The organism is Streptomyces sp. NPDC001443 (genome assembly GCF_053597355.1).
Genome location: NZ_JBSFIA010000022.1, coordinates 85,573 through 111,927 on the forward strand (window position 1 = coordinate 85,573; position 26,355 = coordinate 111,927).

Consider the following 26,355-nt stretch of genomic DNA (forward strand, 5'->3'; position numbering starts at 1 on the left):
AGCAGTAGACCATCGTGAGCAGCGAGAACTCTTCGGCGGACGACGTGCGGCAGGTGTGGGACGTCGTCGTGGTGGGCGCGGGACCCGCGGGGGCCTCGGCCGCCTACGCGGCGGCGGTCGCGGGGCGGCGCGTCCTGTTGCTGGAGAAAGCGGAGCTGCCCCGCTACAAAACGTGCGGCGGCGGCATCATCGGACCGTCGCGGGACAGCCTGCCGCCGGGCTTCGAACTGCCTTTGCAGGACCGGGTGCACGCGGTGACGTTCTCGAACAACGGCCGTTTCACCCGGACCCGGCGCTCCAAGCGGATGCTGTTCGGGCTGATCAACCGGCCCGAGTTCGACCAGCAGCTGGTCGAGCACGCCCAGAAGGCGGGCGCCGACCTGCGGACCGGCGTGACCGTGCAGCGGGTCGAGCAGCACGGCTCGGCCGTACCGGACCGGCGCACGGTCGCCGTCGTCCTCCAGGGCGGCGAGACGGTGTTCGCGCGGGCGGTCGTCGGCGCGGACGGCAGCGCCAGCCGCATAGGGGCGCACGTCGGCGTGAAGCTCGACCAGGTGGACCTCGGCCTCGAAGCGGAGATCCCGGTGCCGGAGACGGTCGCCGAGGACTGGCGGGGGCGGGTCCTCATCGACTGGGGACCGATGCCCGGCAGCTACGGCTGGGTGTTCCCCAAGGGCGACACGCTGACGGTCGGTGTGATCTCGGCCCGTGGCGAAGGCGCCGCGACCAAGCGCTATCTGGAGGACTTCGTCGCCCGGCTCGGCCTCGCGGGCTTCGAACCGAGCATCTCCTCCGGGCATCTGACCCGCTGCCGGGCCGACGACTCGCCGTTGTCGCGCGGTCGGGTCCTGGTGTGCGGGGACGCGGCCGGGCTGCTGGAGCCGTGGACGCGCGAGGGCATCTCGTTCGCGCTGCGCTCCGGACGGCTCGCGGGTGAATGGGCGGTCCGCATCGCCGAGGCGCACGACGCCGTGGACACCCGCAGGCAGGCCCTGAACTACGCCTTCGCGATCAAGGCCGGGCTGGGCGTGGAGATGAGCGTCGGCAAGCGGATGCTGGCGGTGTTCGAGCGGCGGCCCGGCGTCTTCCACGCGGCTCTGACGGGTTTCCGGCCCGCCTGGCGGGCGTTCGCGGACATCACCCGGGGTGCGACGACCCTGGGCGAGCTCATGCGCGGCCACCCTCTCGCCCAGCGCGCCCTGACCGCGCTGGACCGCCGGCCCACGGCGGCCACGGCGGACGCGGTGAGTGGTTCGGGTGAGGCCGACGGTGCGGAGGGTGCGGGTGATGCTCGTGGTGCGCGCGGTGCGAACGGTGTGAGCGGCGCGAGCACCAAGGGTGGCGCCGGTGTCGCGGACGGCGAGGGAGCCGAGGCGCGCGAGACCGACGGCGTCCGTGGGGCTGACGATGCCCATGGGACGGACGATGTCCGCGAGGCCGACGAGACCGGCTCCTGATGCTCGTTCAGCTCTTGAGGCTGATGAGGAAGACCGGGTGGTCCGGCGCGATCCGGCGCAGGTCGGCGTCGGGGGAGTCGGGCCCGACACCCTTGAAGAAGACGCCCACCTCGGCCTTCCAGCGCTTGAGGTAGGCCCGCAGCAGCGGGACCTTGTCGTCGTCGGCGACCTCGGTCGCGGTGAACTCGTCCACGTTCTTGCCCAGGCGCAGTTCACCGCCACCGGCCGCCCGCATGTTGTGCGTCCACTGGACGTGGCCGCGAGGGGCGAGCAGGTACTGGCGGCCGTCCACCGTCAGAAGGTTCACGGGGGTGGTGCGCCACTCGCCGCTCTTGCGACCGCGGACCGCCAGGACCCGAGAGCCCCAGACGCTGATGCCCCGGCGGGTGATCCAGGCGACGGCACGGTTGAAGACGTTGATGGTGAACCAGCCGGGCTTCTTGACGTGCGTGGACATGGCTACTTCCCTTCTTGGAAGCGCTCGGGGGCGCATTCCGTGAGCACTGCTCTCACTTGATGGACAGTCTGCTGGAGATCGGTGATCCATAGCAAGAGCAGTGCTCTCGTTTTTTATCGTCGCTCTCGTTTCGCGGCAGCGCTCTCGTTTTGATGCAGTGCTCTCGGTTGTGTGCACTGCTCCGGAAACATGGGACACTCGCTCGTATGAGCAACTCCCCAGACGGCACCCGTGGCGCCCGAGCCCGGGCAAGGATCGAGGTCACCGCGGCCATCAAGGACGAGGCGCGCAGACAGCTCGCGGCGGAGGGCGCCGCGAAGCTGTCGCTGCGGGCCGTGGCGCGCGAGCTCGGGATGGTCTCGTCCGCGCTGTACCGCTACTTCCCCAGCCGTGACGACCTGCTCACCGCCCTCATCATCGACGCCTACAACTCCCTGGGCGAGAGCGCGGAGGCGGCGGAGGCCGCGGTCGCCGGGGCCGGTCCGGTGCGCAGGTGGACCGCGGTGTGCGAGGCCGCGCGCGCCTGGGCGCTCGCCCACCCGCACGAGTACGCGCTGATCTACGGGTCCCCGGTGCCGGGATACTCCGCGCCCCAGGCGACCGTCCCGGCCGCCGCGCGGGTCGGCCTTCTCCTCATCGACATCGTGCGGGACGCGCACCGGGGACTCGGGGTGGCCAAGCCGCCGCTGCCGGCCGAACTGCGCGCCGAGGCCGAGCGGATGACCGCCGACCTCGCGCCCGATCTGCCCCCGGAGGTGGTCACGGCACTCGTCGCGGCCTGGGCGCAGCTCTACGGGCTGATCGGCTTCGAGCTGTTCGGACAGTTCAACCGGGTCGTGGAGGACCGCGAGCCGTTCTTCCGGCACGCGGTGGCCCGGCTCGCCCACGGCGTGGGGCTGGTGTACCCGCAGCAGGGCCGGACCGACTGAGCGGACCGGCCGTGCGTGCGGGTCCCGCGTCGGCGTACTCCGCGGGGAGTACGCGTGATCGCCCCGGCCGGCGGACGCCCGCCGGGGGCGGCGGCGTCTAGCGTGGCGGACATGGACGAGCAGCGCGTATCCGGCGGCGGGCCGCCCCCGCGGTGGCGGCACGGGCCGCTGGGGCACCTCTGGGACAAGGAGGAGCGGGGTAGCCGTTGGCCGTGGCGGTCCACCGTCGCGATCACCGTCTTCGTGCTCGGCGGGTCGAGCTTCGCGGCACATGCCCAGCAGAGCGGACGGCTCCCGCTGGACGCCCTCGCGCGGGTGCTGCTGCTCCTCGGATCGGGTCTGCTCCTGTGGCGGAAGCGGTGTCCGGCGCTCGTCGCCTTCGGCACGGCCGCGGTCACCCTGGTCTATCTGGCCGCCGGATACACGTACGGGCCGGTCTTCCTGACCGTCGCCGTGGCCTGCTTCAGCGCGGTCGTCATGGGACACCGCCGGGCCGCGTGGTCGGCGGCGGGGGTGCTCTGGGCCGGCCACGTGCTGATGGCCCACTGGCTCTACCGGTGGCTGCCGCCGACCGGCGACCAGGCCGCCTCCTGGTGGCAGGAGGCCGCCGTCGCCACCTGGGTGCTCGGGGTGCTGGCGGTGTCCGAGCTGGCTCGGGCGCGGCGCGAGCAGTGGGCCAGGGAACGGGCCGAGCGGGCGCGGGCGGCGCGCCGGCGCGCCGACGAGGAACGGCTGCGGATCGCCCGCGAACTGCACGACGTCCTCGCGCACAGCATCTCCGTGATCAACGTGCAGGCGGGCGTCGGCCTGGCGCTCCTGGACACGGACCCGGAACAGGCACGCACGGCGCTCACCACCATCAAGGCCGCGAGCAAGGAGGCGCTCGGCGAGGTCCGCCAGGTGCTCGACACACTGCGTACGCCGGGTGACGCGCCGCGCACGCCCGCGCCCGGGCTCGACCGGCTGCCCGAGCTGGTGGAGCTGGCGGCCGGCGCGGGTCTCACCGTCGAGGTCGAGGGGCGGCCGCCCCGGCTGTCGCCCGGCGCGGACCTCGCCGCGTTCCGCATCGTCCAGGAGGCACTCACCAACGTCGTACGGCATTCCGGTTCGCGGCACGCGCGCGTGCGCGTCGAGCACGTCGGCGGCGAGCTGCGGTTGTGCGTCGACGACGACGGGCCCGCGACCGGCGCCGACGCGGGCGGCAGCGGCAACGGCCTGGCCGGGATGCGGGAGCGGGCCGCCGCGCTCGGTGGCAGGATCGAGGCCGGGCCGCGCCCTGACGGCGGCTTCCGCGTGCTCGCCGTACTGCCGTCGGAGCGGAGACGGGACCGGGATCGTGATGCGGCACCGGCACCGGCACCGGCACCGAGCACAGGAACGGGATCAGGATCGGGATCGGTGTCGTCGCCGTCGAAGACCGAGGAGGATCGGTGATCCGCGTACTGCTCGCCGACGACCAGTCGTTGGTCCGCGCCGGATTCCGGGCGCTGCTCGACGCGCAGTCGGACATCGAGGTGGCCGGAGAGGCCGCGGACGGCGAGGAGGCACTGCGCGCGGTGCGCGAACTGCGCCCGGACGTCGTCCTGATGGACATCCGCATGCCCCGCCTGGACGGCCTGGCGGCCACCCGCGGCATCACCGGCGACCCCGCGCTCGCGGCGGTCAAGGTGGTCATGCTCACCACCTTCGAGCTCGACGAGTACGTCTTCGAGGCGATCCGCTCGGGTGCCTCCGGCTTCCTGGTCAAGGACACCGAACCGGAGGAACTGCTGCGGGCCGTGCGGGCGGTGGTCGAGGGGGCCGCGCTGCTGTCGCCGGGGGTGACCCGGCGGCTGATCGCGGAGTTCGCGGCCCGTTCCAAGGAGCCCGCGGCGGCCGACGACCTCGCCCGGCTCACCGAGCGGGAACGGGAGGTGATGGCCCTGGTCGGCATCGGTCTGTCCAACGACGAGATCGCCCGTCGCCTGGTGGTCAGCCCGCTGACCGCGAAGACCCACGTGAGCCGCACGATGGTGAAGCTGGGCGCCCGGGACCGGGCCCAACTGGTCGTGCTGGCCTACGAGTACGGACTGGTACGACCGGGCTGGCTGGGCTGAGGCGCCCGCGCCTACCGGACCTCTTCGTCGTCGACGGCGGCGGGGCGGCCGCGGAAGCGGTACAGCACGCTGACCACCCGTACGGCGAACAGCACGGCCGCGAGCGCGAGCCCCGCGCGCAGCAGCAACTTCTCCCATCCGACCGGAAGTTCGAACAGCAGCGCGGGGCCCGCGACGGCACCGAAGACAAGTGCCGCGGCGAACGCCGCGCTGCACAGCGCGTACCCGATCTCGACCGTGATCGCGTCCCGTTCGGCCTGTGTGCGCCGTCCCCCGTGGCCAGTCATGCCACGAGTCAAACAGGCGTGTGCCCGGCGGACAAGGAGCCCCGCCGGGCAGGTGCGCGCAGCAGACATGTACCGACGGGCGGGCCGGCCGCAGCCTCAAGTCGCCCTCGGCGCGGACTAGTCGGAGACGCTCACGCGCTCCGCGTCCGCCTTCGGGGCCGGTGCCGTGGACCCGGCGACCACGACGCTGCGCCGGTCGGCCGTGCGGGTCCGCAGTCCCGTGAGGGTGATCAGCAGTCCGGCGAGGGCGATGCCGGTGACCACCACGAGTCCCGGCCGGTAGCTGTCGAGCACCGCCTGCGGGCCGGCGTCGGGGGAGGTGTGCGCGGTCACCACGGCCGTGACGACGGCCAGGAAGATCGCGCCGCCCACCTGTACCGAGGTGTTCAGCAGCCCCGAGACCATGCCCTGCTCGTGGTCCTCCACGCCGTTGGTGGCCTGGATGTTGAGCGAAGGGAAGACGAGTGCGCAGGCCGCGCCGATCAGCAGCATGCTCGGCAGGATCACGGCCGCGTAGGCCGGGTCGAGGTCGACCCGCAGGAACAGCGCGTACCCGACGGCCATGAGCGCGAAGCCCGCCGCGATCAGCCGCTGGGTGCCGAAGCGGTCGACGATCGCGCCGACCTTCGTCGAGGACACCGCCACCAGCGCGCCCGCGGGCAGGAACGCCAGCGCGGTGTGCAGCGCCGACCAGCCGAGCAGCGACTGCATGTACAGCGTGACCAGGAACTGGAAGCCGACGTACGACCCGAAGAAGGCCATGGCGCCGAGCTGGGCGCGGATCTGGTTGCCGGAGCGCAGCACGCCGAGCCGGATCAGCGGACCCGGCGAGCGTCGCTCGACCAGGACGAAGACGGTCAGCAGGGCGACGACGGCGACGAAGGACAGCAGCGTGCGCGCGGACGCCCAGCCGGCCTCCGGTGCCTGGACGACGGTGAAGACCAGCAGCAGCATCGAGGCGGTGCCGAGGACGGCGCCGGGGATGTCGTAGCCCCGGTGGTCCCGCTCGCGTTCGCTGTGCGGCAGCAGCCGCAGTCCGGCGGCGAGCGCGATCAGGGCGATGGGGGCGGGCAGCAGCATGGTCAGTCGCCAGCTGGCCTCGGTGAGCAGGCCGGACAGCACCAGGCCCATGGAGAAGCCGGTGGCGGCGCAGGTGGTGTAGATGGACAGCGCGCGGTTGCGCAGCGGGCCCTCGGGGAACGTCGTGGTGATGATCGACAGACCGGCCGGTGCCGTGAAGGCGGCGCTCAGGCCCTTGATGAAGCGGCTGGCGATCAGCAGCGGGCCGGAGTCGACGAGTCCGCCGAGCAGGGACGCCAGCGCGAACACGCCCAGGGCCACCAGGAAGACCTGGCGCCTGCCCAGCAGGTCGGCGGTGCGCCCGCCGAGGAGCAGCAGGCCGCCGTAGCCCAGGATGTAGCCGCTGACGATCCATTGCAGCGTCGAGGTCGACAGGTGGAGGTCCGAGCCGATGGAGGGCAGGGCGACGCCGACCATCGACACGTCGAGCGCGTCCAGGAACATCGCGGCGCACAGCACCAGGAGGGTGCCCCAGAGCCGTGGGGTCCAGCGTCCGTCGGACGCCGGGGCGGTGAGCGGAGAGGTCATGACGACGACAGTACATGCATATGCATTGAATGCAAGTGCATTTAATTCTGATGCAACGATCTCCGTTCTCTGCTACGGTCCCGGCATGGCGGCGGAGAAGGCCGAGCGGGCGCTCGTGGACCGGTGGCGGGACCTTCTCGCGCTGCACGCGCGCACCCAGTGCGAACTCGACCGCGCGCTGCACGGGCACGGTCTGTGCGGCAGCGACTTCGAGGTGCTGGAGGTGCTGGCCGAAGGCACCGCGGCGGACGGCACCCGCACCTACCGCGTCCAGGAGATCTCCGAGCGGGTCCATCTCACGCAGAGCGCGTTGTCGCGGCTGATCGCCCGGCTGGAGCGGGACGGTCTGGTCGAGCGGGCCATGTGCCCGCAGGACCGGCGGGGGGTGCGGGTCGCCCTCACCGCCCAGGGGCGAGCCCTGCACGGTGAGGTACGGCCGGTGCAGCGTGCGGTGCTGACACGCATGCTGACGGACGGCTCCGCCGACTAGGGCCTGTCCGGCGGATCAAGTCGCAGGAAAGCGTCGGTGTCGTATCACCCCGCGTCTGCGGCATGCTCCGCCGGACAGGCCCTGACCTCGGTGGCGACGGTCAGCCGATCGCCGAGTTCTCCTGCCACAGCGCGGCCAGCGATGCGTCCCCCGTCACGTCCGGAATCGGCCGCCGGTTCCACAGCGCCAGGTACAACTGCGCGGCCGGACCGGCGAGTTCGCAGTCCGCGCCGTCCGCCTCGCCGGCGTCGTCCCGCGTGGTCGCGGGCGGTTCCGGGGACAGCCGTACGGTCCACACCGCGCCCGTGTCCGACGCGCGCACCCGCAGCACCCGCGGCGTCTCGGTGCGGACCCGGCTCCGGGGCCGGGCGTGGAAGCCGCGCAGGAGCTCGTCGATGCCGTCCGTCGCGAACTCCGCGGTGACCGGGCCGGGCGGGCCGTCGAGCGCCGACTCGGCGTCGTAGCGGTGGACGGCCGTCTCGTGGGCCTGCCGACGGGCCCAGAAGAACAGTGGCGCGGGCGCGGGGAGGAAGGTCCAGGCCGACGTGTCGGCCGGCGCCGCGGTCAGGGTGTCGACGAGGTGCCGGTGGCCGGCGCGGTACCAGGCCAGCAGCTCGGCGCCGTCGAGTTCGGGCGGGTCGCTCATCGGCCGCGGGGAGGTGTGGCCCTCGGCGACGAAGGACGCGGCCCAGCGGTGCACCGCACCCGTGTGCCTCAGCAGGTCCCGCATCTGCCACCCCGGGCAGGTCGGCACCTTGGCGTCGGTCCCCGCCGCCTCGGCGGCCGCGGCGAGCGCCCGGCCCTCCCGGTCCAGGGAACCGATGAAGTCTTCAGTGTCCATGGGGTGAGTGTGCCGGACGGGGGAGTGCCGGACGGCCGGAGTGCGGGAAGCCGGGCGGTGCGCGCCGGGGCGGTTCCGGCGGGCCCGGCCGGGCCCGCCGGAACCGGTCACCCGGCCGTGGCCGCCCGCCCGGTCGCGAACCCGATGAGGGCGGCCACCCCGGCCAGCGTCGCGACGCTCGTGAGCGCGGCGGGCAGGGAGAGCCACTCGGCCATGAAGCCGATGGCGGGCGGTCCCAGGAGCATGCCGCTGTAGCCGAGTGTGGAGACGGTCGCGACCCCGGACGGCCCGGCGAGCCTGCCTGCGTGCTCGACGGCGACCGGGAAGAGGTTGGCGAGACCGAGTCCGGTGACGGCGAAGCCGACCAGCACCGCCCAGGAGGCCGGGGCGAGGGAGCCGACCAGCATGCCGACCGCGGCGACGGTGCCGCCCGCCACCACGGTGCGGGTGCGGCCCAGCCGCTCGAGCAGCGCCGTACCCGACAGCCGCCCGGCCGTCATCGCGAGCGCGAAGCAGGAGTACCCCACTGCCGCTGTCCCCGGTGACGTGTCCAGGTCCTGTTCGAGGTGCAGGGCGCCCCAGTCGGCCATGGCCCCCTCGCCGTACGCCGTGCACAGGGCGATCAGTCCGAGTACGGTCACCAGCCGCCGGGTGTGCGAGTCCGGCCGTCGGGAGCCGTCCCCTTCGGCGTGCGGGCCGTCCGGGGGCGCGGCGACCGGCCGGGGGCCGTCCGGCTGGAGGTCGGCCGGCTGGAGGTCGGTCGGCTCTGTGCCGGTCGGCGCCGGGGACCCGTGGCGCAGCAGCGTGTGTCCCGCGGCGGCGGTCACGAGCAGGCCCACGACGGTGAGGCCCAGCAGGTGGCGGGTGGGGGAGAGCGAGCCCGCGACCAGTGCTCCCAGCCCGGCGCCGGCCATTCCGCCCAGGCTGTAGGCCGCGTGGAAGCTGGGCATCACCGGACGTCGCAGCGCGGCGACCAGATCGACGGCGGCGCTGTTGAACGCGACGTTGATCCCGCCGTACGCGGCGCCGAAGACCAGCAGCACGGCGCCGAGGGCCGGTGCGGAATGCGTGAGCGGGGGCAGCGCGACGCTGAGCGAGAGCAGTACGGCGCAGACGACCGTCACCGGATGGCTGCCGTAGCGGCGGCACAGCCGGCCGGTGAGGGTCATGGTGACGACCGCTCCGGCGGAGACGCAGAGCAGGGCGAGTCCGAGGGTGCCTGCCGAGGCGTGGGTCTGGTGCTTGACGGCCGGGATGCGCACCACCCAGCCGGCGAACACGAAGCCGTCGAGGGCGAAGAAGGTGGTCAGGGCGACGCGGAGGCGGGTGAGGTCGTTGCCGTTCCCCGGCACGACACTGTGCGTTCGGGTTTTGTTTATTAGCGGCACAAAGTCAGCGTAGGGCGTCGGGCAGGGGCGGACAAGGGGGCGGCGGCCCGGCCCGGGTCCGCCGCTCGGCCGGTGGCGGGCGCGGGTCCGGGCACGGGGGCCGGACAGTCGGCCCAGGGTGCGGACGGTCAGCCCAGGGCCCGGTCCAGGCTGAAGGCGGCGCTGATGAGCGCGAGATGGGTGAACGCCTGGGGGAAGTTGCCCTGTTGCTCACCGGTCTGGCTGATCTCCTCGGCGTACAGGCCCAGATGGTTGGCGTACGTCAGCATCTTCTCGAACGCGAGCCGCGCCTCGTCCACCCGGCCGGCGCGCACCATCGCCTCCACGTACCAGAAGGAGCAGATGGAGAACGTGCCTTCGTCGCCGCGCAGTCCGTCGGGGCTGGCCAGCGGGTCGTAGCGGTAGACCAGCGAGTCGGAGACCAGGTCCTGGGTGAGCGCGTCGAGGGTGGACAGCCACTTGGGGTCGGTGGGCGCGATGAACTTGGTGAGCGGCATCATCAGCACGGCCGCGTCCAGTACGTCGCTGCCCTCGTGCTGCACGAAGGCCTGGCGGTCCTCGGACCAGCCCCGGCTGTGGATGCGCCGGTAGATCGTGTCGCGGCACTGCTGCCAGCGGGCCAGGTCGGCCGGCAGGCCGCGCCGGTTGGCCATCCGGATGCCCCGCTCGATCGCCACCCAGCACATCAGCCGTGAGTACAGGAAGTTCTTGCGGCCGCCGCGCGTCTCCCAGACGCCCTCGTCCGGCTGGTCCCAGTGCTCGCAGACCCAGTCGACCAGCGCGCACACATCGTCCCACTGCTCGCTGGAAATGGGTTCCGCCCACTTGTCGTAGAGATAGATGGAGTCGATCAGCGCGCCGTAGATGTCGAGTTGGAGCTGATCGGCGGCCGCGTTGCCGACGCGCACCGGCGCGGAGCCGTGGTGGCCCTCCAGATGGGGCAGTTCACGCTCCGGCAGGTCGGTGCGGCCGTCGATGCCGTACATGATCTGAAGGGGGCCGGACGGCTTGCCGTCGCCCGGACTGATGTGCCGGGTCACGAACCTCATGAACGCCTCGGCCTCGCCGGTGAAGCCCAGCCGCAGCAAGGCGTAGACGCAGAAGGCCGCGTCGCGCACCCATACGTAGCGGTAGTCCCAGTTGCGTTCGCCGCCCAGTTGCTCGGGCAGGCTCGTGGTCGGCGCGGCCACGATCGCGCCCGTGGGGGCGTAGGTGAGCAGCTTCAGGGTGAGCGCGGAGCGGTGCACCATCTCCCGCCAGCGGCCCCGGTACTTGGAGGCGGACAGCCAGTGCCGCCAGTACGCCACCGTGGCGGTGAACTGCTCCTCCGCCTCCATCCGGGGGCACCGGCGCGGTGCCACCTCGCCGCCGAGCTGGTCGAGCGCGAACACCGCCGACTCGCCCTCGGCGAGCTTGAAATCCGCCCGCGCGTCCGGCCCGTCGGCCTCCAGGACCACCGTGGCGGTCAGGCCGAGGGAGAGCTTCGCGGACTCGAACACGGCCACGTCGCCGTCCAGGCGCAGGGTGTGCGGCGAGGCGCCGTACTCGAAGCGCGGTGCCACCCGGACCCGGAAGGGGATCGAGCCGCGTACGCACAGCACCCGCCGGATCAGCCGGTGGCGGTCGGCCTCGCGGCCCGTGGCGCAGGTGACCGGCATGAAGTCCTGCACCTCGCCGACGCCGTCCTCGGTGAAGAACCGGGTGATCAGGACGTTGGTGTCGGGGAAGTAGAACTGCTTGGTCCGGGCCGGCACGGTCGCCGCCAGTTCGAAGGAGCCGCCGCGCTCGGCGTCCAGGACGGAGCCGAAGACGCTGGGCGCGTCGAAGGAGGGGCAGCAGTACCAGTCGATCGTGCCGTTCGAGCCCACCAGCGCCACGCTGCGCAGGTCGCCGATCAGCCCGTGATCGGCGATCGGCACGTATCGCGCGCCCGCGGGCGTGTCCTGGTCGAACGACGTCTCCGTCATCGCAGCCTCCCTGGACCGGCCCGCATCACGCGGCTTCCAGCTTAGGGCCTGTCCGGCGGGTCATGCCGCAGACGCGGGGTCCGGCACGCCCTCCCCCAGGGGGACCCCCAGCGGCGTTGTCGTCACTCGCCGACATCCCCCGGCCTCCGGCCGGGAGGCGCCCCCACCGCGTCGACTGCCTCCTCCGCCTTGCAGCCGGACGCTCCCCCAAGCTCTCGGCTCCGCTCGAGCAGGGGGCACCCCCATGACCCCGCTCGCCTGGGCTGCTACGGCACCGCTGCTTTCCTGCGGCTTGATCCGCCGGACAGGCCTTGGAGCTCCGGACGAGGAGGGCCGGGAAGGCGCGTGGCGAGGCGTATCCGTCCGGCCACGGCGACCCGCGCGGTCAGGCGACGAGGACCCGGACCCCCGCCTCCTCGAACCGGCGTACCGCGTCGGCGTCGGCCGCGGTGTCCGTGACCAGCGTGTCCACCGACCCGGCCGCGCAGATCCGGGCGAAGGCCCGACGGCCGAGCTTGCTGGAGTCCGCGGCGACGATCACCCGCTCGGCCCGCTCGCACAGCAGCCGGTTGACGGCGGCCTCCGCCTCGTCCTGGGCGGCGGCGCCATGGGTGACGTCGAAGGACACGACCCCGAGGACCGCCACATCCAGCGTGATCTGGCCCAGTACGCCGTCCGCGAGCGGCCCGACCAGCTCGTACGACTGCGCCCGGGCGACCCCGCCGGTCACCACGATCTTGAACTGCGGGCGCACGGCCAGTTCGTTCGCGATGTTGAGCGCGTTCGTCACGACGGTCAGCGCGGGTGAGCCGGTGGCGAGGTCGCCACGTACGGCCAGGGCCCGTGCCACCTCGGTCGTGGTCGTGCCGCCGGTGAGCCCGACCGCCTCCCCGGGCGCGATCAGCTCGGCCACGGCCTTGGCGACGCGCTGTTTCTCGGAGGCGTGGCGGGCGGTCTTGTAGCGCAGCGGCAGCTCGTACGACACCCCGTGCACCAGCGCCCCGCCCCGGGTGCGGACGAGCATCTGCTGCTCGGCGAGCTGGTCGAAGTCGCGGCGGATCGTGGCGGACGAGACGTCCAGGTCGGCGGCGGCCTCCTCGACGTCCAGCCGGCCGCGCTCGACGAGCAGTTCCAGCAGCGCCTTCCAGCGCGCGTCGCGCGACATCCCGCACCTCTCCGTTCGTCCGGGCCGCTCGAAGCCTTCGTCCGGGCCGCTCGAAGCCTTCGTCCACGGCACTCGACGTCTTCGTCCACGGCATTCGTTCTCCCGGCGACCCTAGCGCAAGGTTGGCCGACTCCGGATGCTTGAAGATGCTTGAAAGAGCGCTATATCTTGCAAGAACAATCAAATGAGCTCTGAATTCTCCCGGGGAGGGACGCGGCGTGAGCCATGTCGAGGAGGAACTGAACAGCCAGCCGGAGTGCTGGATCCGGGCCGCCGCCCAGGCGCCGGAACACCGCGCGGTACTGCCGGCGCCGGGGGAGCGGGTCGCGCTCGTCGGCTGCGGCACCTCGTACTTCATGGCCCAGGCGGCGGCGGGGCTGCGCGAGGCGGCGGGACAGGGGGAGACGGACGCCTTCGCGGCCTCGGAGTTCCCCCACGGGCGGGCCTACGACCGGGTCGTCGCCCTCACCCGCTCGGGCACCACCACCGAGGTGCTGGAACTGCTGGCCCGGCTGCGGGGCCGTACCCGCACCGTCGCGTTCACCGCCGATCCCGGCACGCCCGTGACGGCCGCCGCCGACGACCTGGTCGTCCTCGACTACGCCGACGAGCGCTCCGTCGTCCAGACCCGCTTCGCCACCACGGCCCTCACCCTGTTGCGCGCCCACTTCGGGCTGCACGGCGCCGCGGCGGTCACCGACGCCCGTACCGCGCTCGCCGCCGAACTGCCCCAAGGGCTCGTCGACTGCGCCCAGTTCACCTTCCTCGGCCGTGGCTGGACGGTCGGTCTGGCCAACGAGGCCGGACTGAAGATGCGCGAGGCCGCGCTGGCGTGGGCGGAGGCCTACCCGGCGATGGAGTACCGGCACGGCCCCATCGGCGTCACCGCCGAGGGCACCGCCACCTGGATGTTCGGCGAGGCGCCCGAGGGGCTGGCCGAGCAGGTGGGCGCCACCGGCGGCCGGTGGGTGCCGGGCGATCTCGACCCGCTCGCCGAACTGGTCCGGGCCCAGCGGCTCGCCGTCGCGGTCGCCGAGGCCCGCGGCCTCGACCCGGACCACCCGCGCCACCTCACCCGCTCGGTGATCCTCGAGCGTCGGCACCGCTGACCTTCCTCCGGCCACCTCTGCTCCGCGCCGACCGCCTGCGCCCTTCCTTGATCTCTCCTGATCTCTCCTGATCGCCCCTGTTTTCCCCTGATCCCCCTGCTCTCCGCTGATCTTCCTGATCGCCGTGATCGCCCGGAAAGGAAGGGCCGTGCCTCTCACGACCACCGGCGAGCTCGTCGCCCGTGCCGCCGCGAGCCGCTCCGCCGTCGCCGCCTTCAACATCATCACGCTGGAGCACGTCGAGGCCGTCATCGCCGGCGCCGAGACGGCCGGGTCGCCCGTCGTCCTCCAGGTCAGCGAGAACGCCGTCAGATTCCGCTACGGCCGACTGCTCCCGCTCGCCCGCGCGGCGACGGCCGCCGCCGAACGCGCCGGCGTGCCGGTCGCGTTGCACCTTGACCATGTCCGGAGCGACGCCCTGCTGCGCCAGGCGGCGGCCGCCGGATTCAGTTCGGTGATGTACGACGCCGCCCGTCTGCCGTATCGGGAGAACCTCGCCGCGACCCGGGCCGCCGCCGACTGGGCGCACGACCAAGGGTTGTGGATCGAGGCGGAGTTGGGGGAGGTCGGCGGCAAGGACGGCGCCCCGCCGCTCGATCCCCACGCACCCGGCGCCCGCACCGACCCCGCCGGGGCCCGCGCCTTCGTGACGGAGGCCGGCGTCGACGCCCTGGCCGTGGCCATCGGCAGCTCCCACGCGATGACCACCCGCACCGCCGCCCTCGACCACGCCCTCCTCGCCCGGCTCTACAGCGCCGTCGGCATCCCCCTCGTCCTGCACGGCTCCTCCGGGGTCCCGGACGGCGAACTGACCGCGGCGGTCGCCGGAGGCATCGCCAAGGTCAATGTCGGCACCGCCCTCAACATCGCCATGACGTGCGCCATCAGGGACTTCCTCGCCGCGCACCCGGAGGCGGTCGACTCGCGCAGATACCTCGCCGTGGGCCGGGCGGCGATGGCGGAGGCCGTGACCCGGATCATCAAGGTGCTGGGCTGACCGCCGACGGCCGGCTCACCCCCGCTTGACCGCCTTGAGCACCACGAACTTCGGGTCCCCTGACACCAGTTGGCTGTTGCCGAACAGCCGCCGCAGCTTGACGTGGTAGCCCAGGTGCCGGTTGCCGATCACCCACAGCTCGCCGCCCGGCCGCAGCACGCGATGCGCCCCGGCGAACATCCGCCAGGCCGTCGCGTCGGTCGTCGCCTGATGGGAGTGGAACGGCGGGTTGTTGAGGACGACATCGACACTGTCGTCCGGCACGCCGTCCAGGCCGTCCCCGACCCGGAACTCGGCGTGCCCCGGCACCGCGTTCGCCCTGTACGTCGCCTCGGCCGAGGCGACGGCCTGGAACGACTCGTCCAGGAACAGCACTTCGGCGTCCGGTTCGGACAGCGCCACCGCCGTACCGACGACACCGTTGCCGCAGCCCAGGTCCACCACCCGCCGGGCTCCCCGGAAGTCGGGCAGATGCCGCAGGAAGAAACGGGTGCCGATGTCGAGCCGGTCGGCGCAGAAGACGCCCGCGTGGTTGACGACCGTGCGCCCGGAGACGGCGCCGATGCCGTCCGGGAGCGTGTACACGTACGGCCATGGGTGGGTCGGCCGCTTCAGCGCCGGATCGGGCTCGCAGAAGATCAGGCGGGCCTTCTGCTCGGCCAGCGAGGTACGGGTCGGCCCGAGGATCCGCTCGAACAGCCGCAGCGTCGAGGTGTGGATCTCCTTCACCATGCCGGTGCCGACCACGACCGTGTTCTCGTGCACCGCGGGCGCCAGCCGCAGCAACTGGTCCTCCAGGAGCGCCAGGCTCTTCGGCACCCGCACCAGGAGCACGTCGATCCGTTCGGGCGGGGGGTCCTGGGTGGTCAGCAGCCGTACGGCCCCGGTCTCCACGCCGTTGCGGGCGAGGTTGGCCCGCGTCGCCTCCTGCGCGAGGAACGAGTCGGTGATCTGCGTCGGCCGGTGCGCCGCGAGCGCGGTGACCAGCGCGCCCCAGCGGTCGCCCACGACCACGACGTCGCCGGTCGGTGGCACGGGCTGCCCGGCGAGGTACCGCAGGAGATACGCGTCGGAGGCGTCCCAGGCCCGCAACTGATCGCGCGGGTCCTCGGGGAAGCGGGCCAGCCGGAGCTCGCCCCAGGGAGTCGTCATACGGTCGTTCATCGTGCGTCAAGGCTAGCGGAGTCGCAGTTCAGGGCCTGTGCCGCAGAACGGTGCGGGAGGATGGGGCCATGGACGCCGAGCTGTTCCCCCGGGACCGTACGGACCTCGCGCCGGGCGCGGTCCATGTGCCGGACTGGCTCGACGCCCGGGAGCAGCGGCAGCTGCTCGAGGCCTGCCGGGAGTGGGCACGTCCGCCGGCCGGGCTGCGCACGGTGGTCACACCCGGCGGCGGGGCCATGACGGCCCGGCAGGTCTGTCTGGGCTGGCACTGGTACCCGTACGCGTACGCCCGCACCGTCGTCGACGGGGACGGCGCGCCGGTGAAGCCGTTCCCCGACTGGCTGGGCGAACTGGGCCGGCGCGCGGTGCGCGACGCCCTCGGCCCAAAGGCGCTGACGGCGCAGACGGCGCCGGGCACGGCGGTGGCGTACGACATCGCGCTGATCAACTTCTACGACGGCGACGCCCGGATGGGCATGCACCGCGACGCCGACGAGCGGTCGGAGGCTCCCGTGGTGTCCCTGAGCCTCGGTGACACCTGCGTCTTCCGCTTCGGCAACACCGAGACGCGGGCGCGTCCGTACCGGGACGTCGAACTGCGCAGCGGCGATCTGTTCGTGTTCGGCGGCCCGTCGCGGCTCGCCTACCACGGCGTGCCGCGGGTCCACCCGGGCACGGCCCCGGCCTGGCTGGGGCTGACCGGACGGCTGAACATCACCCTGCGGGTGAGCGGGCTGCGGTGAGCCGCCCCACGCCGGGTGGAGCGGTGAGCCGCGAAACGTCGGCCGGAGTGGTGGGCCGTGCCACGCCTGGTGAACCCGACGTGGGCACGTCGACACGGCCGCACTCGCCGGCCGTCGAGCGGATCATGGGAGACTCGCTCTCATGAGCGGCAAGGCGGAGCCCCGGCAGGCAGGGGAAGGGACCACCTCAAGGACACGGCTGGACCGGGGGCGCGGCGCGCTCGGGCCCGCGCTGGAGCTGGTGCACACCGGGCGGGCGCCGACCCGGGCCGTGCTGACCGCCGAACTGGGCGTCACCCGTGCCACGGCGGGCGCCGTCGCCGTGGAGCTGGAAGCACTCGGCCTGATCAGGGTCGACGCCCGGCCCGCCGCCGCCGGATCGCAGGGCCGGCCCTCGCACCGGCTCGAACTCGCCGAGGACGGGCCCGTGGTGCTGGCCGCTCAGGTGCACGCCGACGGGTTCCGGGCCGCGCTGGTCGGACTCGGCGGCCGGATCGTCGCGACCGCGCCCGGTTGCGAGACCGTCGACGCCGATCCCGCGAAGGTGCTCGGCTCCGTCGTGGACGTGGGTGCCGAGCTGCTGCGGCGGACCGGACGGCGGTGCGTGGGCGCGGGGCTCGCCGTGCCGTCCGCGGTCGCCGAACCCGAGGGCCTGGCCCTGAACCCGCTGCACCTGGCCTGGCCCGCGGGGGCGCCCGTACGGGAGATCTTCGCCGAGCGGGTGCGCGCCGCGGGCATCACCGGTCCGGCGTTCGCGGGCAACGACATCAACCTCGCCGCGCTCGCCGAGCACCGGCACGGCGCCGGACGAGGGGCCCGCGACCTGCTGTGCGTGGCCACCGGTCACCGGGGGGTCGGCGGTGCGCTGGTGCTCGACGGGCGACTGCACACCGGCAGTTCGGGCCTGGCCCTGGAGGTTGGCCACCTCACCGTCAACCCCGAGGGCGGCCACCCCTGTTACTGCGGCAGCCGCGGCTGCCTCGACGTGGAGACGGACCCGTTGGCCCTGCTCACGGCGGCTGGCCGGGCGCCCGGCCCCGAGGAGTCGCTGCTGAAGCAGGCCGACGACCTGATCCGCGACGAGTACGCCGACCCGGCGGTCCGCACCGCCGTCGAGGCCCTGATCGACCGGTTGGGCCTCGGGCTCGCCGGACTGGTGAACATCCTCAACCCCGACCGCATCATCCTCGGCGGTCTGCACCGCACCCTCATCGACACCGACCCGGACCGGCTGCGCGCCGTGGTCGCCGACCGCAGCCTGTGGGGCCGCAGCGGGGGCGTGCCCATCCTGGCCTGCTCACTGGACCACAACAGCCTGGTGGGCGCGGCGGAGCTGGCGTGGCAGCCGGTTCTCGACGACCCCCTGGGCGCGCTCAGCGCGTAGGCGTACGCCTACGCGCCACGGCCGTCCCGTCACAGCACCGCCCCGCCGTCGATCACCAGATCCGTGCCCACCACGGACGCGGCCGCGTCAGAGGCCAGGTACAGCACGGCCTGGGCCACCTCCTCGGTCGACGAGACCCGGCCGAGCGGGGACAGCTCCTTCATCCGCGCGGCGCGATCCGCCGGCGACTCGCCGGGCCGCAGTGACATGGCGGTGTCCGCCGGGCCGGGGCTGACCGCGTTGATGCGGACGCCGTCCGCGATGTGGTCGAGCGCGGCGCCGCGGGTGAGGGCGGAGACGGCGGCCTTGGACGCCCCGTAGGCGGTGAGCCCGCGCGCCTGCTTGTGGGGACCCAGGTTGGAGGAGACGTTGACGATCGTGCCGCCGCCCGGCTGGCTGCGCATCTGCCGGATCTCGGCCCGCAGGGCGAGGAAGACGCCCGTCACGTTGACGTCGAGCAGCGTCTGCCAGTCCTCCTCGGGCACGTCCGCCACCGGCCCGGCACCACGGAAGACCCCCGCGTTGTTGACGGCGACGTCGAGCGAGCCGAAGCGGGCCACGGTCTCCCGGACCAGCGCGTCGACGTCACCGGCCCTGGTCACGTCGGCGACGAGGGTGACCGTCTCGCCGCCTGCCGCCGCCGCGAGCGCGGCGGTCTCGTCGAGCGCCGCCCGTCCGCGCCCGGACACGACGACCCGGGCCCCCTCGGCGGCGAGTGCCAGGGCGACGGCCCGTCCGATGCCGGATCCGCCCCCGGTGACCAGGGCGGTGCGGCCGGTGAAGCGGGCGAAGCGAGTGCCGGACATGGCGTGACGTTCCCTTCGTGACGGATCCCGGGGGACCACTGCGACGGATCTCGGAGGAGCACCGCGACGGATCTCGGAGGAGCACCGCGACGGATCCCGCGGGGTCCCCTGTGACGGATCCCGGAGGGTCCCGTTTTTCCGAACCGTTCATTCCAGTATCGCGAGCGCCTGTTCCGCCGCCTCCCGGACCCGCGCCGGGTCGGCCGAGACCTTGCCGACGACCCGCAGCCCCTGCATGAGGACGAGCAGCATCCGGGCCAGCGCCCGGGGTTCGCGGTGCGCGGGCAGCTCGCCCCGGGCCTGGGCGCGGACCAGCGCCGAGTGCAGCAGGGTCTCCAGGTGCTCCCAGCTCAGCTCCACGCGCCGGGCGGCGGCGGCGTCGTGCGGGGCCAGTTCGGCCGCCGTGTTGGTGACGAAGCAGCCGCGCGCACGGCTGTCGTCGGCGGCGGCCTCGGCGGCGAACCGCCGCACCAGCGTGCGCACGGCCGGCAGCGCGGGACCGGGCTGGGACAGCTCGCGCAGCAGCAGCGGATCGCGCGTATCGCCGTACCGCTCCAGGGCCTTGAGGTACAGGTCGTGCTTGTTGCCGTAGGTGGCGTAGATGCTCGCCCGGCCGATGCCGAGCCGCTCCACCAGGTCGGCCATGGAGGTCGCCTCGTACCCTCGCTGCCAGAACAGTTCGAGGGCCGCGTCGAGGGTCGCGTCCGGGTCGAATTCCTTGCTCCTGGCCATGACCGGACGCTAGAACAATGCAGAACGATCGGTCAAGTATGGCGGGTACGGAGCCTGTTCAGTGCCACTCCACGCCGAAGGCCCGGCCGGGGTTCTCCGTCAGGATGCGGTCCACCGGTTCCTCGCCCAGGGCCGACGCCAGCCGCGGCCGCACTCGGCGCAGGAGGTAGGGCATGCCCGGACCGCCGTCCACCGAGCGGGCGGCAGCCGTCGTGGTGTCCCCGCCGAGCAGCAGCCGGTCGCCGTGTCCCGCGTCGGCGAGCGCGCGGACGGCGTCGGGCATCCGCCAGTCGGTGGCGTGGTGGGCGCGCGAGGGTCCGTCGAACGCCAGATAACAGCCCGACGCGGCGGCCTGGCGGTGCAGCACGCTGTCGGGGAAACGGTTCAGGTGCCCGAGGATCACCCGGTGCGGCGGCACGCCCCACTCGCCGCACAGCAGGTCGAGCACGTCCAGCGCGCCGGTGCCGAGTTCCAGGTGCACGGCGATGGGCGCACCGGTCGCATGGTGGGCCTCGGCCGCCGCGGTCATGGTCCAGCGGGCGTGCGCGTCGAGGACGTGGAAGCCGCCGGCCACCTTGATCAGTCCGGCGCGCACCCCCGACGTGCCGATGCCCGAGGTCAGTTCGGCGACGAAGACGTCGGCCAGGCGGCCGCGCAGCCCGTCGAGCAGCGCGTCGTCGTAGTGCGCCGCCTGGTGCAGGCCCGTCGCGGCCACCACGTGCACCCCGGTCTCCCGGGACAGCGCAGGCAGATCGGCCGCGCGCCGGCCCAGGCCGTACGGGGTCCACTGCACGACGCTGCCGCCGCCCTGCGCGCGGAACGCGGCCAGTTCCGCGCGTGCCGCGGTCGCGCTGCGCAGCTCCTGCCCGGGGAGCAGCGGGCTGCCGAAGAACAGGTGGTCGTGCGCGTCGCACACCCCGAGCCGCTCGGGCGGCACGTCCCCCAGGACCGTACGGACCGTGCTCACCACTGCCTGCCCCGCGGCAGCGTGTCCCGCCCCGGCGCCGACAGGTGCAGCACCTCGAACACCTCGCCGTCCGTCTCGGGCGTGTCGTGCTCCCAGAGGGAGAAGTGGACCGACTCCCAGCGGCTGGTGTCCACGGCCGCCGCCGCGAGCACCGCGCCGTCCTTGCGGGCCAGTCGCCCGACCTCGTCCACCGCCCGGCCCGTCAGGGCGGACAGTTCCACCCCGTCGGGCAGCGGCCGGCGGTCGCGGACGGCGAACCGGGCGGGTGCCGCGGCGGACGTGCCCTCCTCGTGGGCGAGTCCGGTCCACTGCCGCACCACGGGCCGCCCGAAGTCGTCGCTCAGTCCCTGGAAGGGGCCTCCCCAGAGGAAGGCGTTCATGCCCCGCACGGTGTTCCAGAGGTAGAACGGCGCGTACTGGTTGACCGGCGACGCGCGCACTCCGCGTTCCCGCAGCAGGTACGCCTTGAGACCGAGGCCCGCCCAGTCGTCCAGCGCGTGGCCGACGCGGGCCACGCGCGCGCGGATGACGTCCGTGTCGTAGTCGGCGGGCAGGGTGACCTCGTACTGCATGGCGTGCATCCGGCCTCCTCAGGCGGGCAGGTCCTGTGTGTCGACGTGGGCGTCCCACTCGACGGTCGTGCCGTCCTCGGCGGCCTCGACCACCGCGAGGTGCGTCATGAAGGTGTGCGGGCCCGCACCGTGCCAGTGCCGCTCGCCCGGTTCGATCCACACCGTGTCGCCCGCCCGGATCGGCTCCACGGGGCCGCCCTCGCGCTGCACCCGGCCCTCGCCCTCCAGGACGTGCAGGACCTGCCCGTGGGGATGGCGGTGCCAGGCGGTGTGCGCGCCGGGCGCGAAGTGCACGTTGAACAGATGCAGCCGGGACGGGGGGCCGGGGGCCGCGATCTCGTCGAGCCAGACCGTGCCGGTGAAGTGCTCCGCCGGGCCCTGCCTGGTCCCGGGGCGCTGTCGGGTGATGCGCACGCGCGTGTGCTCCTAACGGGGGGAGAGCAGGGAGAGCAGTCCGCGGACGCCGGTGTCGAAGGCGGCCGGCGAACCGGAGGCGCGGGCCAGGACGTAACCGCCCTGGACGGTCGCGAGGATGGTCGCCGCGATCTCCTCGCCGTCGAGTCCGGGCGGGAACTGGCCCTGTTCCACGCCCTCCTCGACGACCCTGGCGAGCTGTGCGCGGACGCGGTCGAGCGTCTCGTCGACCGGGGCGCGCAGCGTGTCGTCGGCGACGACGTCGGGGTCCATGGTCAGCCGCCCGATCGGGCAGCCGCGCAGCACGTCGCGCTCACGCAGGAGGTACGCCCGGATGCGGTCGTACGGAGTGCCCGGACCGTCGAGGAGGGCACCGGTGGTGGCCAGCAGCTCCTCGGCCGTCCGCCGGATGGCGGCCAGGGCGAGGTCCGGCTTGCCCTTGAAGTGGTGGTACATGCTGCCCTGTCCGGCGCCCGCGCGCTCCAGGATCGCCTTGGGGCTGGTGCCCACGTAGCCGCGCTCCCAGAGCAGGTCCCGGGTGGACTCGATCAGTCGTTCCGAGGTGCTCATGCCGCCACTGTACATACTAGTAGTTACAGAAATCTCGAAGATCGGGAGAGCGGCCCGGGAAACGGCCGGAAACGGCCGGGGGAGCAGTCGCGGACCGTCCGCGTACTCCCGCCGCGGTACGCGCACAGCCGCTGGCCGTACGACGACCCGGACCCCCCTCGGGGGCGAGTCTCGGTACATCGCCAAGGACTCCGTCCACCGAACTTCCCGAGGAGATGACCCGAGATGACCACCCTGGCCGACTGGCACGGCGGTCCCGGCCCCTGGATCCTGTTCTTCCCGCTGATCTGGGCGGCCGTCGTGGCCGGCGCCGTCACTTTCCTGCGCCGCACCGCCCGGCGCGGCCGCCGCGGACCGTGGCAGGCGCTCGGCGACCCCCGTCCGTCCGGTGACTCGCCCGTCGCGATCCTCGGCCGCCGCTTCGCCTCCGGCGAGATCGACGAGGACGAGTACTGGCGCCGGCTGTCCGTCCTCGACGAGCAGTTCGGCCGTACGGACAAGAGCGGTACGGCATGACGACGGCCACCGTCGCCCGAGCGGCCGTCGGGTCGCCGACGTGGTGAAGGACCGCGGCGACGGCGGGGCGGCCGTACGGGCCCCGGACGGGGAGGACGTCGACCGGCCCTGCTGCGGCGACCTGATCGGCTTCCTGGTCTGGGCGTTCGACCTGGGCCCTGCGCCGACCGCGACGGAGGGCGGCGCGCTGCCGTCGGACCACACGGGTGGTGGCCGCGGCACGGCGCGGAGGCCTGCCGACGGGGCCTGACGGCGGGCGACACCGCCCGCCGCACCTTCGCCGACGGCATGCGGCGGACCCGCACGGCCCGCGCGGCCCGCGACCGGTCCGGACCCGCCCGAGGCGGGTCGCCTCCGGTGCGTCCGGCGGTGGGGCACCGCCCGGTCACCGCCCGGTCACCGCCCGGTCAGCCGACAACGGCCGACCGGGCGGGAGCATGGGCGGGCCTGAGGCCGTCGGTCGTGACCTCGACCTCCGTGAACAGGTGCGCGGGTTTGTCCGCGACCGTACGGCGGGCCGGGCGGGCCGGCGCGGAGACGGCCGTGGGGAGCGTGAACCACACGACCTTGCCGGACTCGCCGTCCGGCCGGACGCCCCAGCTCTCGCTGACCGCGGCCACCATGGCGAGCCCGCGTCCGCAGGTGGCCAGGGGTTCCGCGTCGTCTACCACCGGGAGCCGGGGGTCGTGGTCGCGCACCGAGACGGTCAGCCGGTCGACCACCAGCTCCATCTCCACGGTGCATGTCTTGTCGGGCTGGGCATGTCGGTGGACGTTGGTCAGAAGCTCCGTCACACCGAGCGCGGCCCGGTCGATGAGAGGGTCCATATGCCAGTAGCGCAACTGCGCCGATACGATTCTGCGGACCTGGCCGATCCGCGACGGCAGGGCTTGGAGCTCCACCGTGCAGTGCCTGCGCGGGTGACTGATCACGGCTGCGACTCCCCGACGTGAGGTCCGGAAGAACACGGAGTTCGGATCCAGCAGGACGTGGGATGAAGCTGCCGCCTGCTGTCATGTCCGGCGGGCTGGTTCGCAGCGTTATCGCCGGTAAACCCAGAGTGACGTGAGAACAGCGTGACCCAGTGGGGTCCGTGCCGCAACTCGCGCCTCAGCCACCCCGCCCGGCGGCCCGGCGTACGGCCTCGATGAACCGTCGCGCCGCGGGCGGCCCCGGCTCGCCCGGAGCGGGGTCGTGGTCACTCAGGGTCAGCTGATACCGGTTGCCGTTGAGGTCCGCCAGGGCGCGGTCCTGCGGCGCGAACCAGGGCTTCGACGCCCGCACCGCCTGCACCGGCGCGCTGTCGATCTCGCTGCCGTAACTCGTGAGCAACTCCAGCCTGCCGCCGCTGATCCGGACCTGCCCGGCCCGGGTGAGCGAGCGCAGTCGCCTGCCGATCCGCACGCCCGTCGCCGTGAACTCCGGCTCCGCCATGCCGTTCCGCCCCCTTGTGCGCGTGGGTGCGCCGGACCGCGCTGCCTCGCGGGTGATCCGACCCGTGGCGTGATCCAGCCCGTCTCCGTGATCCAGTGCGCCCCCGTCCGGGACCTTCGCCCCGCCCCCTGAAGTCTGCCCGCGTACCGCGTCGAGCACCAGTGCGTACGACGTCCGGGCGGCGCGCACCCGGAGCACTCGCGCGAATGCGCCCCCCCGATCTGCGCCAGGTGGGCCCCCGGGTCGGTTCCGCAGGCGTCCTTTGGGCCGCTCAAAGATGTGTTTATGCTGGTGAGAAGCGGTGCGAAGGGTGCTTATGATCGAGGCGTCGGGCGCGCGACGCGCCGTCGGCGCGCAGCGTTAGGAGCACCGCCGTGAGCACCCCTCAGCAGACCCGGACCGGCGAGACCCTCGACGTCGACCGCAGTGACGACGCCTATCGTGACTGGCTGAAAGAGGCGGTCCGCAAGGTCCAGGCGGACGCGAACCGTTCGGCCGACACGCACCTGCTGCGTTTCCCGCTGCCCGAGGCGTGGGGCATCGACCTCTATCTGAAGGACGAGTCGACCCACCCCACCGGCAGCCTCAAGCACCGTCTGGCCCGCTCGTTGTTCCTCTACGGTCTGTGCAATGGCTGGATCCGGCCGGGCCGCCCGGTGATCGAGGCGTCCAGCGGCTCGACGGCCGTCTCCGAGGCGTACTTCGCGAACCTGATCGGCGTGCCGTTCATCGCGGTCATGCCGCGCACGACGAGCGCCGAGAAGTGCCGGCTGATCGAGTTCCACGGCGGCCGGTGCCACTTCGTCGACGACTCGCGCCGGATGTACGAGGAGTCGGCCCGCCTCGCGGCGGAGACCGGCGGACACTACATGGACCAGTTCACCTACGCCGAGCGGGCCACGGACTGGCGCGGCAACAACAACATCGCCGAATCCATCTTCCGTCAGCTGGAGTTGGAGCGGTTCCCGGAGCCGGCCTGGATCGTGGCCACTGCCGGTACCGGCGGCACCTCCGCGACGCTCGCCCGCTACGTCCACTACACCCAGCGCGACACCCGCATCTGTGTCGCCGATCCGGAGAACTCCTGTTTCTTCGAGGGCTGGACCAGGGGGGACCAGGACGTCACCTGCGACCGCGGTTCGCGCATCGAGGGCATCGGCCGCCCCCGTATGGAACCGAGCTTCGTGCCCGGCGCCGTCGACCGCATGATGAAGGTCCCCGACGCGGCGAGCGTCGCCGCCGTGCGTGCCCTGGAGCAGGTCATCGGCCGCAAGGCGGGCGGCTCCACCGGGACCGGGCTGTGGGGCGCCCTGAAGATCGTCGCCGAGATGGCGGCCGAGGGGCGCCGGGGGAGCGTGGTGACGCTCCTGTGCGACCCCGGGGACCGCTATCTCGACAAGTACTACGCGGACGAGTGGCTGGCCGAACAGGGCCTGGACATCACGCCGTACACGGCGGCGATCGAGTCCCTGCTGACGACGGGCGTCTGGCCGGACTGAGCGCCGGCGGCCGGTCGGCCACGTCCCACCGGCCGTCCGATGGCGCCACGACACCGGGCCGGGAGGCCGGGGCGCGACGTCGGGCCGGGACGCCAGGGCGCGACAGCGGGCCGGGACGCCGGGACGCGACGTCGGGCCGGGACGCCGGGGCGCGACACCGGGCCGGGAGGCCGGGACGCCGGGACGCGACGTCGGGCCGGGACGCCGGGGCGCGACGCCGAGCGGTCCGAACGAAAGGCCCTACGCGGCCAACCGCCGCTCCAGCGTCCCCACCGCGTCCCGGAAGGCCTTCCCGAGCCCGGGCCGGGCCAGCCGCAGTACGAGCCGGAACGCCGTGTTGCCGTCCGCGGCGAACGTCCACCGCACGCGGGTGCCGGTGCCCACCGGGGTCAGCCGCCACTCCTCGACCAGGGCCCGGACGCCCGGCGCGTTGGCCGAGTCCACCCGGTAGGCGTAGACCTCGGGTCCCTCGGCCGCGAGCACCGTCTCCCGGAAGTGCCCGCCGCCCTTGAGCCGGATCTCCCGTCCCGCCCCGCCGTCGGTCGGCCGGGCGAGCGTCACCGCGGGGAACCACTCGGCCCAGCCGGGCACATCCTCGGCGAGCGCCTTGAAGACCTGCTCGGGCGGGGCGGTGATGTCCCGGGTGAAGACCAGACGCAGGGGCGCGGTCTCGACGTGGTCGAGCCCCACCGGGCGGAGACGGCGAGCCATCGAAGGGCCCTCCTTGTCGACGGTCAGCAGGCAGCGGGCGGCCGAACGGGCA

29 protein-coding genes are annotated in these 26,355 nt (G+C 73.3%); 12 read left to right on the forward strand and 17 right to left on the reverse strand.

Annotated elements, in window-relative coordinates; all coding sequences use genetic code 11:
• Positions 1 to 14: 14 nt before the first annotated feature.
• Positions 15 to 1,457 carry a geranylgeranyl reductase family protein gene (locus tag ACWC24_RS22945; protein WP_450664716.1) on the forward strand — a complete coding sequence of 481 codons (1,443 nt, stop codon included), beginning with the start codon at positions 15 to 17 and terminating at the stop codon, positions 1,455 to 1,457.
• A gap of 7 nt (positions 1,458 to 1,464) precedes the next feature.
• Here the strand turns inward: ACWC24_RS22945 and ACWC24_RS22950 are convergent, their stop codons facing one another.
• Positions 1,465 to 1,914: a nitroreductase family deazaflavin-dependent oxidoreductase gene (locus ACWC24_RS22950; RefSeq protein WP_450664717.1), complete on the reverse strand. Its 450-nt coding sequence runs from the start codon at positions 1,912 to 1,914 to the stop codon at positions 1,465 to 1,467.
• A 206-nt stretch (positions 1,915 to 2,120) separates the two neighbouring features.
• Here ACWC24_RS22950 and ACWC24_RS22955 point away from each other — a divergent pair, with 206 nt between their 5' ends.
• The 3 genes from ACWC24_RS22955 to ACWC24_RS22965 all read left to right on the forward strand — a co-directional run bounded on the left by ACWC24_RS22955 (position 2,121) and on the right by ACWC24_RS22965 (position 4,939).
• Entirely contained in the window at positions 2,121 to 2,843 is a 723-nt protein-coding gene (locus tag ACWC24_RS22955) for a TetR/AcrR family transcriptional regulator (protein ID WP_450664718.1), read from the forward strand.
• A gap of 111 nt (positions 2,844 to 2,954) precedes the next feature.
• Positions 2,955 to 4,277: a sensor histidine kinase gene (locus ACWC24_RS22960; RefSeq protein WP_450664719.1), complete on the forward strand. Its 1,323-nt coding sequence runs from the start codon at positions 2,955 to 2,957 to the stop codon at positions 4,275 to 4,277.
• The gene (locus ACWC24_RS22965) at positions 4,274 to 4,939 is read left to right on the forward strand and encodes a response regulator (RefSeq protein WP_450664720.1); all 666 of its coding nucleotides are present in this window, start codon (positions 4,274 to 4,276) and stop codon (positions 4,937 to 4,939) included. Before ACWC24_RS22960 ends, ACWC24_RS22965 begins: the two co-directional genes overlap by 4 nt.
• Positions 4,940 to 4,950: 11 nt before the next feature.
• Here ACWC24_RS22965 and ACWC24_RS22970 read toward each other — a convergent pair whose 3' ends face one another.
• Together ACWC24_RS22970 and ACWC24_RS22975 are read right to left on the reverse strand one after the other, a co-directional pair.
• Positions 4,951 to 5,226: a DUF6332 family protein gene (locus ACWC24_RS22970; RefSeq protein ID WP_450664721.1), complete on the reverse strand. Its 276-nt coding sequence runs from the start codon at positions 5,224 to 5,226 to the stop codon at positions 4,951 to 4,953.
• A gap of 117 nt (positions 5,227 to 5,343) precedes the next feature.
• Positions 5,344 to 6,834: an MFS transporter gene (locus ACWC24_RS22975; protein ID WP_450664722.1), complete on the reverse strand. Its 1,491-nt coding sequence runs from the start codon at positions 6,832 to 6,834 to the stop codon at positions 5,344 to 5,346.
• A gap of 85 nt (positions 6,835 to 6,919) precedes the next feature.
• Between ACWC24_RS22975 and ACWC24_RS22980 the strand changes: the two genes are divergently transcribed.
• A complete protein-coding gene (locus ACWC24_RS22980) occupies positions 6,920 to 7,324 on the forward strand; it encodes a MarR family winged helix-turn-helix transcriptional regulator (protein ID WP_450664723.1) in 405 nt (134 codons plus the stop codon).
• Between the two features lie 100 nt (positions 7,325 to 7,424).
• Here the strand turns inward: ACWC24_RS22980 and ACWC24_RS22985 are convergent, their stop codons facing one another.
• The 4 genes from ACWC24_RS22985 to ACWC24_RS23000 all read right to left on the reverse strand — a co-directional run bounded on the left by ACWC24_RS22985 (position 7,425) and on the right by ACWC24_RS23000 (position 12,685).
• Positions 7,425 to 8,165 carry a maleylpyruvate isomerase family mycothiol-dependent enzyme gene (locus tag ACWC24_RS22985; RefSeq protein WP_450664724.1) on the reverse strand — a complete coding sequence of 247 codons (741 nt, stop codon included), beginning with the start codon at positions 8,163 to 8,165 and terminating at the stop codon, positions 7,425 to 7,427.
• A gap of 107 nt (positions 8,166 to 8,272) precedes the next feature.
• On the reverse strand, positions 8,273 to 9,517 hold the full coding sequence (locus ACWC24_RS22990) for an MFS transporter (protein WP_450664725.1): 1,245 nt from the start codon (positions 9,515 to 9,517) through the stop codon (positions 8,273 to 8,275).
• A gap of 164 nt (positions 9,518 to 9,681) precedes the next feature.
• A complete protein-coding gene (locus ACWC24_RS22995) occupies positions 9,682 to 11,520 on the reverse strand; it encodes a glycoside hydrolase family 15 protein (protein ID WP_450664726.1) in 1,839 nt (612 codons plus the stop codon).
• 385 nt (positions 11,521 to 11,905) lie between these two features.
• Positions 11,906 to 12,685 (reverse strand): DeoR/GlpR family DNA-binding transcription regulator, encoded by a 780-nt coding sequence (locus tag ACWC24_RS23000; RefSeq protein WP_450664727.1) that lies wholly within the window; start codon positions 12,683 to 12,685, stop codon positions 11,906 to 11,908.
• A gap of 218 nt (positions 12,686 to 12,903) precedes the next feature.
• On the opposite strand from ACWC24_RS23000, the gene ACWC24_RS23005 reads away from it, so the two are divergent.
• A complete protein-coding gene (locus ACWC24_RS23005) occupies positions 12,904 to 13,794 on the forward strand; it encodes an SIS domain-containing protein (RefSeq protein WP_450664728.1) in 891 nt (296 codons plus the stop codon).
• 148 nt (positions 13,795 to 13,942) lie between these two features.
• Positions 13,943 to 14,791 carry a class II fructose-bisphosphate aldolase gene (locus ACWC24_RS23010; protein ID WP_450664729.1) on the forward strand — a complete coding sequence of 283 codons (849 nt, stop codon included), beginning with the start codon at positions 13,943 to 13,945 and terminating at the stop codon, positions 14,789 to 14,791.
• Positions 14,792 to 14,806: 15 nt separating this feature from the next.
• Here ACWC24_RS23010 and ACWC24_RS23015 read toward each other — a convergent pair whose 3' ends face one another.
• Positions 14,807 to 15,943 (reverse strand): methyltransferase, encoded by a 1,137-nt coding sequence (locus ACWC24_RS23015; RefSeq protein ID WP_450664730.1) that lies wholly within the window; start codon positions 15,941 to 15,943, stop codon positions 14,807 to 14,809.
• Between the two features lie 80 nt (positions 15,944 to 16,023).
• Here ACWC24_RS23015 and ACWC24_RS23020 point away from each other — a divergent pair, with 80 nt between their 5' ends.
• Together ACWC24_RS23020 and ACWC24_RS23025 are read left to right on the forward strand one after the other, a co-directional pair.
• Positions 16,024 to 16,698 carry an alpha-ketoglutarate-dependent dioxygenase AlkB family protein gene (locus ACWC24_RS23020; RefSeq protein WP_450664731.1) on the forward strand — a complete coding sequence of 225 codons (675 nt, stop codon included), beginning with the start codon at positions 16,024 to 16,026 and terminating at the stop codon, positions 16,696 to 16,698.
• A gap of 142 nt (positions 16,699 to 16,840) precedes the next feature.
• Positions 16,841 to 18,082: an ROK family protein gene (locus ACWC24_RS23025; protein ID WP_450664732.1), complete on the forward strand. Its 1,242-nt coding sequence runs from the start codon at positions 16,841 to 16,843 to the stop codon at positions 18,080 to 18,082.
• Between the two features lie 29 nt (positions 18,083 to 18,111).
• On the opposite strand, the gene ACWC24_RS23030 is transcribed toward ACWC24_RS23025, so the two are convergent.
• From ACWC24_RS23030 to ACWC24_RS23055, 6 genes are all read right to left on the reverse strand, one after another.
• On the reverse strand, positions 18,112 to 18,888 hold the full coding sequence (locus tag ACWC24_RS23030) for an SDR family NAD(P)-dependent oxidoreductase (protein WP_450664733.1): 777 nt from the start codon (positions 18,886 to 18,888) through the stop codon (positions 18,112 to 18,114).
• A gap of 147 nt (positions 18,889 to 19,035) precedes the next feature.
• Positions 19,036 to 19,620: a TetR/AcrR family transcriptional regulator gene (locus tag ACWC24_RS23035; RefSeq protein WP_450664734.1), complete on the reverse strand. Its 585-nt coding sequence runs from the start codon at positions 19,618 to 19,620 to the stop codon at positions 19,036 to 19,038.
• A gap of 58 nt (positions 19,621 to 19,678) precedes the next feature.
• The gene (locus tag ACWC24_RS23040) at positions 19,679 to 20,587 is read right to left on the reverse strand and encodes a phosphotriesterase family protein (RefSeq protein WP_450664735.1); all 909 of its coding nucleotides are present in this window, start codon (positions 20,585 to 20,587) and stop codon (positions 19,679 to 19,681) included.
• On the reverse strand, positions 20,584 to 21,168 hold the full coding sequence (locus ACWC24_RS23045; RefSeq protein ID WP_450664736.1) for a DUF4865 family protein: 585 nt from the start codon (positions 21,166 to 21,168) through the stop codon (positions 20,584 to 20,586). The genes ACWC24_RS23040 and ACWC24_RS23045 overlap by 4 nt, the downstream gene beginning before the upstream one ends.
• A gap of 9 nt (positions 21,169 to 21,177) precedes the next feature.
• A complete protein-coding gene (locus ACWC24_RS23050) occupies positions 21,178 to 21,573 on the reverse strand; it encodes a (R)-mandelonitrile lyase (RefSeq protein ID WP_450664737.1) in 396 nt (131 codons plus the stop codon).
• Positions 21,574 to 21,585: 12 nt separating this feature from the next.
• On the reverse strand, positions 21,586 to 22,143 hold the full coding sequence (locus tag ACWC24_RS23055; RefSeq protein WP_450664738.1) for a TetR/AcrR family transcriptional regulator: 558 nt from the start codon (positions 22,141 to 22,143) through the stop codon (positions 21,586 to 21,588).
• 225 nt (positions 22,144 to 22,368) lie between these two features.
• On the opposite strand from ACWC24_RS23055, the gene ACWC24_RS23060 reads away from it, so the two are divergent.
• Positions 22,369 to 22,659, forward strand: a complete 291-nt coding sequence (locus tag ACWC24_RS23060; RefSeq protein WP_450664739.1) for an SHOCT domain-containing protein — start codon at positions 22,369 to 22,371, stop codon at positions 22,657 to 22,659.
• 40 nt (positions 22,660 to 22,699) lie between these two features.
• Positions 22,700 to 22,909 (forward strand): hypothetical protein, encoded by a 210-nt coding sequence (locus ACWC24_RS23065; RefSeq protein ID WP_450664740.1) that lies wholly within the window; start codon positions 22,700 to 22,702, stop codon positions 22,907 to 22,909.
• 157 nt (positions 22,910 to 23,066) lie between these two features.
• Here ACWC24_RS23065 and ACWC24_RS23070 read toward each other — a convergent pair whose 3' ends face one another.
• A complete protein-coding gene (locus ACWC24_RS23070; protein WP_450664741.1) occupies positions 23,067 to 23,591 on the reverse strand; it encodes an ATP-binding protein in 525 nt (174 codons plus the stop codon).
• Between the two features lie 178 nt (positions 23,592 to 23,769).
• Entirely contained in the window at positions 23,770 to 24,093 is a 324-nt protein-coding gene (locus ACWC24_RS23075; protein WP_392622086.1) for a hypothetical protein, read from the reverse strand.
• Between the two features lie 374 nt (positions 24,094 to 24,467).
• On the opposite strand from ACWC24_RS23075, the gene ACWC24_RS23080 reads away from it, so the two are divergent.
• Positions 24,468 to 25,592, forward strand: a complete 1,125-nt coding sequence (locus ACWC24_RS23080) for a PLP-dependent cysteine synthase family protein (RefSeq protein WP_450664742.1) — start codon at positions 24,468 to 24,470, stop codon at positions 25,590 to 25,592.
• A gap of 240 nt (positions 25,593 to 25,832) precedes the next feature.
• Here ACWC24_RS23080 and ACWC24_RS23085 read toward each other — a convergent pair whose 3' ends face one another.
• Positions 25,833 to 26,303, reverse strand: coding sequence for an SRPBCC family protein (locus tag ACWC24_RS23085; RefSeq protein WP_450664743.1), 471 nt, complete (start codon positions 26,301 to 26,303; stop codon positions 25,833 to 25,835).
• Between the last annotated feature and the right edge of the window lie 52 nt (positions 26,304 to 26,355).